Source organism: Flavobacterium sp. N502536 (genome assembly GCF_025947345.1).
Classification (GTDB): Bacteria; Bacteroidota; Bacteroidia; order Flavobacteriales; family Flavobacteriaceae; genus Flavobacterium.
This window is the reverse complement of record NZ_CP110011.1, coordinates 2,836,951-2,849,433: the sequence shown is the minus strand read 5'-3', so window position 1 is coordinate 2,849,433 and position 12,483 is coordinate 2,836,951. Positions and strand designations below refer to the sequence as shown.

The window sequence follows — 12,483 nt, the reverse complement described above, 5'->3', positions numbered from 1 at the left end:
CCTTAGATCCTTAGCGACTTAGAAAAAAATTACTTCACGAAATCCACCGCTTTAGCCAAAGCCTCAGCGATTCCGTCAGCATTTTTACCTCCTGCGGTAGCGAAGAAAGGCTGTCCTCCTCCTCCTCCCTGGATGTATTTTCCTAATTCACGAACTACTTGTCCTGCGTTTAGTTTTCTATCGGCAACTAATTCTTTAGAGATATAACACGTTAACATCGGTTTTCCATCTTCGGCAGTAGCCAAAAGTAAAAACAGATTGTTTCCTAAATTCCCTAAATCATAAGCCAGATCTTTTGCTCCTTCGGCATTCAGATCCACTTGTTTGGCCAGGAATTGGATTCCGTTTACTTCTTGTAATTCTTTTGCCAAATCACCTTTCATGTTTTTGGCTTTATCTTTCAATAGTACTTCCAGTTGTTTTTTCAACTGAATGTTTTCTTCCTGTAAAGACTGGATCGCTTTTACAGGATCCTGAGCATTTTTCAAAGTCTCTTTAATTTCATCATAAGAAAGCAATTGAGACTCAAAATAATCTTTTGCAGCTTCACTGGTGATTGCTTCAATTCTTCTGATTCCTGCTGCTACAGCTCCTTCTGAAACAATTTTAAAATGCCAGATATCTGAAGTATTTGCTACGTGAGTTCCACCGCATAATTCGACAGAATCTCCAAACTTAATCATACGAACCAAATCTCCATATTTCTCACCAAACAAAGCAATTGCTCCTTCTTCAAGAGCCTGATCTTTCGAAATGGCTCTTTTTTCAATTAAAGGCAAACTCTCACGGATTCTTGCATTCACAAAATTCTCTACTTCTTTCAACTCCTCATCGGATACTTTTGAGAAGTGAGAAAAGTCAAAACGCAAAGAAGCATTTCGAACCATAGATCCTTTTTGCTCGATATGTGTTCCTAATATTTTACGCAATCCCTGGTGCAATAAATGCGTAGCCGAGTGATTTGACGATGTTTTTGCTCTTTGATTCGCATCCACAACAGCATTAAAAGTTCCTGTCAGATTTTCAGGTAACGATTTTGCCAAATGTATCGTTTGGTTGTTTTCTTTTTTAGTATCGATGATGTAAACGATATCACCATTTTGAGACTCCAGATATCCTTTATCTCCAGTCTGTCCTCCACTTTCTCCATAAAACGGAGTTGCATTGAAAACCAACTGATAAATTTCACCATCTTTTACACTATCTACTCTACGGTATTTCGTGATTTTTACCTGATGTGATAATCTGTCATATCCTACAAATTCCTGAATATCATCTTCTACAAGAACATTCCAGTCACCGGCAGTAACTTTTGAAGCTGCACGCGAACGTTCTTTTTGCAATTGCAGTTGCTCCTGAAATCCTTTTTTCCAGTTTCAACCCTTTTTCAGAAAGAATCAAAGCCGTTAAATCGATAGGAAAACCATAAGTATCATACAATTCAAAAGCTTTTTTACCATCAATTGTATCTCCTGTATTGTTTAAAATCACAGCATCTAAAAGCACCAATCCCTGATCAAGCGTACGTAAGAAAGAGTTTTCTTCTTCACGAATCACATTCGAACAAAGTGCTTTTTGAGTTCTGATTTCGGGAAAGAATCTCCCATTTGTTCACTCAAGGTTTCTACCAATTTATAGATAAAAGCTTCTTTTATATTTAAGAAAGTAAATCCGTAACGAATTGCACGACGTAAAATTCGACGAATTACATAACCAGCACCGTGTTAGACGGTAACTGTCCATCAGCAATAGCAAAAGCTACCGCACGAACGTGGTCAGCAATAACACGAATGGCAATATTTACTTTTTCTTCCGCTTCATTTGATGCTTTAACGGTATAATTTGCTCCGGTAATCGTTTCAATTTCTCTAATTAAAGGCATGAAAACATCGGTATCATAATTCGATGTTTTTCCTTGTAATGCCATACACAAACGCTCAAATCCCATTCCGGTATCTACGTGTTGTGCCGGAAGTTTCTCTAACGAACCATCAGCCTTACGGTTGAATTCCATGAATACATTATTCCAGATTTCAACTACCTGTGGATGATCATTGTTTACTAAACTTTTACCCGAAACGGCTGCTTTCTCTTCCGGAGTACGCAAATCAACATGAATTTCAGAACAAGGTCCACAAGGTCCCTGATCTCCCATTTCCCAGAAATTGTCTTTTTTATTTCCCAGAATAATTCGGTCTTCATCAATTAATTCTTTCCAGATATCCCAGGCTTCTTGGTCAAACGGAACGTTATCTTCTTTACTTCCTTCGAAAACCGAAACATAAAGGTTTTCTTTTGGAATTTTATATACTTCTGTCAGTAATTCCCAAGCCCAGTTGATTGCTTCTTTTTTGAAGTAATCACCAAAAGACCAGTTTCCTAACATCTCAAACATGGTATGGTGATAAGTATCAATACCTACTTCTTCAAGATCATTATGTTTTCCGGAAACACGAAGACATTTTTGCGTATCGGCAATTCTTGGACTCTTTGGCGTTCCGTTTCCTAAGAAATATTCTTTAAACTGGGCCATTCCCGAGTTGTTGAACATTAAGGTTGGGTCGTCTTTAAGTACAATAGGAGCTGATGGCACGATAGTGTGTCCTTTACTCTCAAAAAATCTAAAAATTGTTTACGTACGTCTTGTGATTTCATATTAAAATTAGAAAATGTGTCAATTGAAAATGTAATAATTAATTAGGGAATATGTGAATCTGAAAATGTGACACTTACTCTTTTTAGCACAAAAATTAAAGTTAAAAACAATAAATTTCGCTTTTAAGACATTATCTAATTATCAAATTGACACATTATCTAATTTGTTTTAATCTTGAAAAAAGCTGCGAACATCATGAAACATTTATTAAATTTGTTCGACTAACTTATTTTACAAGCTGCAAAAATAGGGTATTTTAAAATATGGCGAAAGTAAAATATTATTACGACTCAGAAAATCTGGCTTATACGAAAATAAAGACCCGAAAAAGGGCTAAAATTGGCTATGCTTTACTATTTTTATTGGCTTCAGCATTGTTTGGCTTTTTAGTTTTTATCTTTTAATCAATACACCTTATTTCGAAACACCAAAAGATCGCTTACAGGCACGTGAAATTGAAAACCTGAAATTACAATATGCCATTTTAAACAGAAAAATGGACGAGATCGATGCCGTTGCAGAAGCATTAGAAAACAGAGACAATAACATATACCGGGTCTATTTTATAAAGCCGAAATTCCGGATTCTCTTCGAAAAGCAGGTTTTAGAGATTATAGAAAATACAAAGATTTAGAAGGTTATAACAATTCTCAGTTGGTTTTAAACACCACAAAACGAATCGACCGTCTCTCTAAAGAATTGGCCATTCAGTCCAAATCGTTAGATGAAATTTTAAAGCTGGCAAGTACAAAAGGCAACTTATTACTCGCGATTCCGGCAATTCAGCCTGTACGAAACGAGAATTTAATACGCATGGCTTCAGGTTTTGGATACCGAACCGATCCGTTTACCAAAGTAAGAAAAATGCATAACGGAATGGATTTCACCGCCAAAACAGGCTCTCCGGTTTATGCTACAGGCGATGGTGTTGTCGATCGGGCTGATAATTCGGCGTCAGGATTTGGAAATCATGTGGTCATCAGGCATGGTTTTGGCTACGAAAGTTTGTATGCGCATTTAAGCAAATACAATTGCAGACCCGGACAACGTGTAAAACGAGGAGACGTTATTGGTTTGTGGGGAAGTACGGGAAGATCTGAAGGACCACACTGTCATTATGAAGTGCACAAAGACGGGAAAGTTGTAAATCCGCTGAACTTCTACTACGGTAATATTTCGGCAGTCGAATATGTGGCTATTTCACAAATGGCAAACCAGGAAAATCAGTCATTAGATTAATACTGTAAAAAGTAGTATTTTTGGAATAAAATAGAAAATTAAGAAACATGCATATTGAGCTTTCAAAAGATAAACGATATTATAGTATTGGCGAAGTAGCCAAAGCTTTTAATGTCAATGCATCATTGATTCGGTTTGGGATAGCGAATTTGATATTTTGAAACTAAAAAAAATGCCAAAGGCAACAGAATGTTTACGCCCGAAGACATTACCAACTTACAATTGATTTATCATTTGGTTAAAGAAAGAGGTTTTACGCTTGAAGGTGCCAAAACACATTTGAAAGAAGGACAAAAGAAAACATTAGATAAATTCGAAATAATACGTAAATTAGAGACCATTAAAATACAATTAACCGAAATTAAGAACGAATTATAACATATTAAATAAATCAGAAACAAACTTAAATCAAAACAGATATGAAAAAATGGTTAATCCCCGTAGGAATTATTGTAGCACTAGTTATAATTATTGCAGTTTGGTCAATTGGAATTAAAAATAGCGCTTTACAACACAGTCAGGCTGTTAATAAAGAGTGGGGAAATGTGAGTACCACTTACCAAAGACGTAATGACCTTATCGGAAACTTAGTGAACACTGTAAAAGGCTGCCGATTTTGAAAAATCAACTTTAACGGCTGTTATTGAAGCCAGAGCAAAAGCAACTTCTGTAACAATTGACCCAAGTAATGTAACTCCTGAGCAATTAGCACAGTTCAATCAGGCACAAAGTGGTGTATCTTCTTCTTTGTCAAAATTGTTAGTTTCTGTTGAACAGTATCCAACGTTAAAAGCAAACGAAAACTTCCTGAAATTACAGGATGAACTTGCTAGTACTGAAAATCAAATTTTAACAGCAAGAACCCGTTTTAACGAATCGGTACAAACCTACAACGGATATGTTCTTTCTATTCCTAACAAATGGTTTTTAAGTGAATACAAAGAAAAACCATACTTTGAAGCGGTTGCCGGAGCAGAAAAACCAGTTGAAGTAAAATTCTAAAAATTAGATTTAATATTTTTGATTAACGATTTTAGACTACAGTTGAATGCTGAAAGCTAAAATCGTTAATCTTCACTCAAAAATAATTTCGATGTCAAAAGTAGAAGATTTTTTATCCAAAGAAGAAGAGCTGGAAATTGTTGAAGCGATTCGCGTGTCCGAAAAAAACACTTCTGGCGAAATTAGAGTACACATAGAACAAAGCTCTTCCAAGGCTCCTTTTGACAGGGCTCTGGAAGTTTTTCATGAATTAAAAATGCACGAAACCTCACTTAAAAACGGGGTGCTGTTTTACTTTGCTGTAGCCGATAAAACTTTTGCAATTTGCGGAGACAAAGGCATAAACGATGTGGTTACCACAGATTTTTGGGATTGTACCAAAGACGCCATGATTTTACAATTTAAATCAGGAAATTTAAACAAGGTATTGTTGACGGTATTTTGAATGCCGGCGAACAATTGAAAAAATACTTTCCGTGGTCTGAAGGTGATACCAACGAATTATCAAACGAAATATCAAAAGGATAAATAATGAAGAATTCCAAATACAAAATCTCAAATTCCAACAGAATTTTTCAGCTTACTCTTTTGTTTATCGCGCTTATTACCTGTAACAGTATTTTTGCACAATTTACAATTCCGGAAAAACCAACTTTACAAACTTCAGTTTACGATTATGCCAACATTTTAAGCGCAACTGAAAAAGCACAGCTGGAAGAAAAACTGATTCGTTATTCTGATTCGACCACTACTCAGATTGTAGTGATTACTATCGAGAGTTTAAAAGGCGAAGATGTAAGTCAGCTAGCAACTAAATGGGGACAAACCTGGGGAATTGGAGGAACTGCAAAAGACGATAATGGTGTAATCATCCTGCTCGCAAAAAACGAGAAAAGATTGCCATAAATCCCGGTTATGGTCTTGAAGACAGACTGACTGCGGGAATTGGCGGAACGATAATCCGAAATATCATTATTCCGGAGTTCAAAGCCGGAAGTTTTTACAACGGACTAGACAAAGGAACGGATGCGATCATTGATGTTTTTAAAGGAAAATTTAAAGGCGAGCGCAAGCAAACCAAAGGAAAAAGTTTTCCGATACTGCCTTTCATTGTAATTGTCGTAATTGTATTAATTTTGCTGTCCCGAAATAAAAGAGGCGGCGGAGGTAATTCAGGCAACAATAGTGGCGGCGGTGGCCCTAGCCTGCTTGATGTTATCATTCTAAGTAACCTTGGAAGAAGCAGCGGAGGCGGATTTGGAGGCTTCGGCGGTGGATCATCCGGTGGCGGAGGTGGTTTTGGCGGCGGTTTTGGCGGCGGAGGCTTCTCTGGAGGAGGTTCAAGCGGAGGCTGGTAGAGTTGCCGTTTTTGCAGTGGCAGTCTCAGTCTCAGTCGCAGTTCACAGCTTACATTTCACAATTTACAGCTTACATTTTACAAATTTATAATTCAAAAATAGATGTTATCACATAAAGCAAAATACGCCCTTAAGGCCTTACTTTATTTAGCAGAACAGGAAGAAAATCACATTTCAAGAACCATTGAGATTGCTGATGGAGCCAATATTCCTAAAAAGTTCTTGAGCAGATTTTATTGGATCTGAAACGAGGTCGTTTTGTGAGCAGTAAGCAGGGAAAATTTGGCGGATATTATCTGATACGCTCTAAAATGATATTACTCTGGCAGAAATTCACCGTTTATTTGACGGTGCAATTGCGCTATTACCTTGTGCCTCATTAAACTTTTACGAACCTTGTTCGGATTGTAAAACCGAGGAAGAATGCAGTCTAAGACATGGTTTAATGATCATCAGGGATGAGACTCTTAAAGCCATGCAAGGCATCACAATCGCCTCATTGGTAAAGAAATAAAAAAATATTTTTTAATTCCTAGTAAATCGATAGAATTTATATATATATTTGCAAAAAATAATTCACAAACCATTTACAAAATTTTAACTATGAAAGTACATTCGCAACCAATCAATGTATCAAAAAATCTTTTGCAAAGAAATTATAATATTCAGTTCACTACCGTGAAAAACAATTCTTCTACAATGTGTATGTGTTGGTAAAAAAAATTTATTTTAAATTCTACTAATCACATATACTTAATATAAAAATGAAAAATTCGATAAAAAATATACTTACTATACTCTCCATTTTACTTTCTCCATATCATTTGCACAAAACATTGAAGGTGTAGTTAAACAAGTGAAAACATTCCATTAGAAGCGGCTAATATTGTTATAAAAGGAACAACTTCCAATACGACTTCGGATCAAAACGGAAAATTCAGTATCGACAGCAAAGGAAAACTTCCTATAACCCTGTTAATTCAATATGTAGGATACAAAACTACCGAGATTGAACTTGTCGATTTACCATCGGCTCCTTTACAGGTAACGATTAAAGAGGAAAACGAACTTATTGAAGTGGTGGTTTCTTCAAGACGAAGAATCGAAAAAGTACAGGATGTGCCTATCGCAATATCCGTAATTACAGGAAAACAAGCAGAACAAACCGAGCTTTTAACGTAAACCGTATTAAAGAACTAGTTCCTTCTGTACAATTATATTCTTCAAACCCAAGAAATACCGGAATCAACATTCGTAGTCTTGGTTCTCCTTTCGGACTTACTAATGACGGAATCGATCCGGGAGTTGGTTTTTATGTAGATGGTGTTTATTATGCCCGTCCTGCTGCAACTACTCTTGACTTTATTGATGTAGATCAAATCGAGGTGTTACGCGGACCACAAGGATCCTTATTTGGTAAAAATACTACCTCAGGAGCTTTTAACATTACCACCCGCAAACCAAGTTTTACCAGTGGTGCCGATTTTGAGGTGAGCTACGGAAACTATGCTTTTCTTCAGGCTAAAGCATCGGTGACAGGAGCTTTAGGTAAAAAAGTAGCTGGTCGTATCTCTTTTTCAGGTACACAACGTGACGGTTTAATCGACAATGTGGCAACCGGAAGACCAACCAACAGCTTAAACAATCAGGGAATTAGAGGGCAATTGCTTTTTACTCCATCAGATAATACCAATATTATTCTTGCTGCCGATATCACAACTCAGCGTCCGGATGGATACGCACAGGTTGTTGCAGGTGTTGCACCTACGCAAAGAGCTGCTTACAGACAGTTTGATGCGATCATTAAAGATTTAAACTATCAACTTCCAAGTCAAAATGCTTTTGACCGAAAAATTGATCATGATACTCCATGGCGTTCAGGACAGGATATGGGTGGTGTTTCGCTTAATATCGATACTAAAATTGGATCGGGAACACTTACCTCAACTACTGCTTGGCGTTTTTGGAACTGGGATCCTTCAAATGACAGAGATTTTACAGGATTACAGGTTTTGGCTAAATCTCAAAACCCAACCAGACAAACACAATTTACTCAGGAGGTACGTTATGCAGGTCAGCTGACCTCAAAAATTAGCGGTGTAGTGGGCGCTTTCTTTATCGACCAGACTTCACAGACAAACGGAACAGAGGAATCGGGTAATGCACAGTGGAGATTCTCCCAAAGCAGTACCAGCGCGTTATGGAAAACTCCGGGTCTTTTTGAAGGATACGGAATTAAAACAGATGCCAGAATCAGAGCTTCGAGTGCTGCCGTTTTTGGTCAGATTGATTGGGCTATTACAGAAAGATTACACGTATTACCAGGTTTAAGATATAACTTTGACAAAAAAGATGCTAATTACAGCCGTACAACCTACGGTGGTCTTCAAACTACCGATCCGGCTTTACTGGCGCTTAAAAAATCAGTTTACTCTGATCAGTCTTTTGCTTCTAACACTGACAATACCGATTTTTCAGGAAACATAACGGTATCTTACAAAGCATCAGACAAAATCAATGCTTATGCGACCTATGCTAAAAGTTACAAACCGGTGGGTGTGAATGTTGCCGGACTTCCAACAGATTCAAAAGGATTGCCATTATTAGATCTTGCTGTAATCAAACCTGAAAAAGTGAATCATTATGAGGTTGGAGTAAAAACTTCTCCGTTTAAAAACTCAGTATTCAACCTGACTTTCTTTAATACGGAAATCAAAGATTTTCAAACCAATGTTCAGGCTGCCGAACTTGGAGTAAACCGTGGTTATCTTGCCAATGCTGATAAAGTACGTGTAAGAGGTGCTGAACTTGATGCAAGTTTTGTTTTTAGCCAGCACCTGACCGTAAATGCAGCTGCTACTTATACCGATGCAAAATATGTTAAGTTTACCAATGCACCACTTCCGTTAGAAGAAACAGGAGCTCCTGTAGCCTTTAAAGATGTATCAGGATCAGAATTACCCGGAGCATCAAAATGGGCAGGATCTTTAGGAGGTGAGCTTTCTGACAATGCAAAATTCTTCGGAAACAAAGGAAAAATATTCGTAGCGGTTGATTCTTATGCACGTTCTAAATTTTCATCAAGCCCTTCTGCTTCAAAATACTTAGTCGTTCAGGGATATGCTATTTTCAACGCACGTTTAGGATTCCGTGCATCAGAAGGACTATCCGTTCAATTCTGGGGAAGAAACCTTTTAAACAAAGATTACTACGAGCAATTGTTACCTGCAGGTGGAAATTCCGGACAATATGCAGGAGTAATTGGAGATCAAAGAACTTACGGAGTAACTTTGAAATATTCTTTGTAAACAGTTAGTTAATTTTCAATACATCAAACGAGGCCGGTTTTTAAATCTGTCTCGTTTTTTTATTTCAGGTTCTCAAATCCATTTTAAGTATAAAAGCTTAGCCCCTCAGCAACTCAGTAACTCAGAACCTTTCCTCACTCCATTTGCCTTCTCTTCTTCCCTTTTTCAGCAGCAGCAAAATTCCCTATTTTATAACTCAATGAAAACATCACATAACGTTTCAGAACCGTATTTTCTTCATCCCGAATGGAAGTCGCCGAAATGGTTCTGGTAGCACTTTGATTCTGATTTAAGACATCGTAAACTTTTATTTTAGCATATACCTTTTTATCAAAAAAGCCATAGGACAGGCTGGTATTCCAGAGATAAAAATCCTTTTTGAAATTGCCCGAAATATCCGAATTATAGGTGTACCCAAAATCGTTTCCGAAAATTAGGTTTGCAGGCCAGTAACTTGTGGTTTGCAAATTGATCCGGTGCACTACATTTGAACTCGCATCTCTCGAAGAGTTCTCATATTTAGTCTCATTATAGGACAAACTATAGGCAGGAGAAATAATAAGCAGCTCGCCATATTCATACGTAAAATTGACTTTTGGAGTAATCGCTGTCGATTTTGCATTGTATAATACCGCATTGGTAAACCCTTTATCGAAAGAATAGCTGCCATTTAATCCGAAACCATATCTAAAAAGATGTGCCCCTCTTTTAACGGACTGATTCCAGTTTCCGCCAATCGAAGTCGTGTAAGTTCCTGAGATATTAGCATAAGTTGTGGTTCTCTTTCCGCTGTCATCATAAATTGAAGTTGAAACCACATCGTTGTTGTAGTAGTCCCCTTTTATAAACAAACTGTAACCGGAACGGGTTCGGAAATCATAGTCTCTAAAACTAAAATTAGCACTGTTTTTTTCAATAAGATTTAAATCAGGATTCCCGGTAATTGTATTCAACGGATTGGTTAAATTTAAAACCGGCAGCAGCTGAACCGCTGTAGGAAGCGTATTCGAATAATCATACCTGAATGACATATTTTTGGAACGGCTAAACTTATATCGAATCTGAAAATCGCCATAAGGCAAAATATATCGTTTGTTCAAATCGGTAGTATTGTTCAGATATAGCGAGTGATTGTCAAATTCTACCATTGCTGTACGCGAATTTAAATTGACCGTAAACTTTCTCTTTTGCCAGGTTAATCCAACTTTCGGACTAAACGAATTTTGCTTTGAGGAAGTATAATTTGTTAGAGACGCATTGAGATCTGAATACGATTGTGTTGCAGCATCAAAATCGAATGTTTTTGCATCTTTAATTTCCTTCGTCCAATCAAAATTAGATCCGAATCTTATTCGCAAAGAATCCGTCACTGGCTCTGTATATTCAAGTTCAAGCGAATACGTATCACTCTTATTATTGTTTAAACTTTTCTGATTTCTATCGTCATTAGGTTTACTGTCCTGATAAAAAATAGTTTGAGACAAATTTTGCACCTCATTATCGGTACTCGTATTGTTGCTGTCAAAAGAAAGATTAAAATTGCGGTGTTCTTTCTTGAACCCCTTATTAAAATTTATGGTGTTCCCCAGACTGGTATTTGTACTTTCTGAATACGATTTAGCATTACTTTCATTCAGCGAATTTCCATTCTCGTCTTCAGAAAAACTCGAGGAAGACGAATTACTGTTCGAACGCGATTGGTTTACTTTTGGTATGATGACCAATCGGCTTGTCGGGTCAATCACATATTCTAATTCAAAATTTACATTGTTTCCGGTGGTTTCATTTCTTGCTTTAGAATCAGAGGATGTGGCAATATTTCCGGTAGGCAAAAAACTAACCTGATCGGATTTGCTATCGTTGTTATTAATCGAATTCGAAAAATTATAACTCCCCATAGCCATCAAACTTTTCGACCAATCGTCAGAGTAATTAAGTCCAACGAGATTTGATTGTGTAATTCCTTTACTGCCTCCCGAATTTCCACTATTGCTCCTGCTATTTCGTCCTCCACCCATATTATCAAATACTTCATCCATCGCAAAACCGGTAGAATTAATATTGTTAGAAGAGGCTAGTACGCTTATTTTTTGCTTGTTGTTAAAAAAGTTCAGAAGCAGACTGCTTTCGTATCGTTCATCAGAACCATAACCGCCTAGTATCTTCCCAAAGTAACCTTTATTTTTCTTTTCGTCGATTGTGATATTGATACTCGAAAAATCTGAAGTCGACTCCTGTTTGGAAAGTTCCTCTTTCTTTGTTTTAAAATCAGACACCTGAATTTTTTTGATTATTTCGGCGGGAAGGTTCTTCAATGCTATGGCACCGTCTTTATTAAAAAACGTCTTCCCGTTTACCAGGACCTGATTGACTTCTCTCCCGTTCACCGTAACTTTACCATCAGCAGCCACATCAAAACCCGGTAATTGTTTCAATAAAGTTTCTACATTCGAGTCCGGGCGCACTTTGTATGATGCTGCATTAAACTCTAAAGTATCTTTTTTAATGGTAATTGGCGGAACTTCGCTTTTGATCACAACATCCTTTAAGACATTTACATTTTCAAGCAAATACAATTTCCCAAAATCTTTACTTTCGGGAATGCTCTTTTCTTCCTCAAAATAAGGCTGGTATCCCATATAGTTAACCTTCAGAAAAACAGGTTTATCATACTTTTTGGTTTTAATGCTAAAAGCACCATTTTTATCTGTTGTTGCATATTCGATTACCGTAGAATCTTTAACAGTTGTAAAATAAACCGTTGCCAGTTCGAGTGGCAATTGGGTGTTGATATCTACGACGGTTCCTTTAAGAACAATGTCATTCTGTGCACTGGCCGAATAACAAAAAAGGAAAACAATCAGATAATACAAAAATTTGGTCATGAAAAGGGTTTGTTAGAAATAGTAAGACTCCAAAA

Annotated in this window: 3 protein-coding genes and 7 pseudogenes; 8 read left to right on the top strand and 2 right to left on the bottom strand. The window is 37.0% G+C overall.

The features are described 5' to 3' along the window. Window positions 1-29 precede the first annotated feature (29 nt). Window positions 30-2,655: pseudogene (alaS, locus tag OLM61_RS12295) on the bottom strand (alanine--tRNA ligase). Between the two features lie 264 nt (window positions 2,656-2,919). Between alaS and OLM61_RS12290 the strand changes: the two are divergent. From OLM61_RS12290 to OLM61_RS12255, 8 genes and pseudogenes are all read left to right on the top strand, one after another. Beyond that, window positions 2,920-3,895: pseudogene (locus tag OLM61_RS12290) on the top strand (M23 family metallopeptidase). A 47-nt stretch (window positions 3,896-3,942) separates the two neighbouring features. Next, window positions 3,943-4,273 (top strand): annotated as a pseudogene (locus OLM61_RS12285) (MerR family transcriptional regulator). Window positions 4,274-4,314: 41 nt separating this feature from the next. Next, window positions 4,315-4,897: pseudogene (locus OLM61_RS12280) on the top strand (LemA family protein). Window positions 4,898-4,988: 91 nt separating this feature from the next. Continuing rightward, a pseudogene (locus OLM61_RS12275) lies at window positions 4,989-5,425 on the top strand (TPM domain-containing protein). A gap of 3 nt (window positions 5,426-5,428) precedes the next feature. Further along, a pseudogene (locus OLM61_RS12270) lies at window positions 5,429-6,255 on the top strand (TPM domain-containing protein). A gap of 102 nt (window positions 6,256-6,357) precedes the next feature. Continuing rightward, window positions 6,358-6,769: pseudogene (locus tag OLM61_RS12265) on the top strand (RrF2 family transcriptional regulator). 350 nt (window positions 6,770-7,119) lie between these two features. Further along, window positions 7,120-7,437: a carboxypeptidase-like regulatory domain-containing protein gene (locus OLM61_RS12260; protein WP_319800553.1), complete on the top strand. Its 318-nt coding sequence runs from the start codon at window positions 7,120-7,122 to the stop codon at window positions 7,435-7,437. Beyond that, complete coding sequence (locus OLM61_RS12255) at window positions 7,389-9,563, top strand: TonB-dependent receptor (protein ID WP_264526379.1); 2,175 nt, start codon at window positions 7,389-7,391, stop codon at window positions 9,561-9,563. Before OLM61_RS12260 ends, OLM61_RS12255 begins: the two co-directional genes overlap by 49 nt. A 134-nt stretch (window positions 9,564-9,697) precedes the next feature. On the opposite strand, the gene OLM61_RS12250 is transcribed toward OLM61_RS12255, so the two are convergent. Next, window positions 9,698-12,448: an outer membrane beta-barrel protein gene (locus tag OLM61_RS12250; protein ID WP_264522966.1), complete on the bottom strand. Its 2,751-nt coding sequence runs from the start codon at window positions 12,446-12,448 to the stop codon at window positions 9,698-9,700. Window positions 12,449-12,483: the final 35 nt, after the last annotated feature.

Coding starts and splice junctions, on each gene's coding strand:
- OLM61_RS12250 (WP_264522966.1), bottom strand. CDS start 12,448: ATGACCAAATTTTTGTATTATCTGATTGTTTTCCTTTTTTGTTATTCG.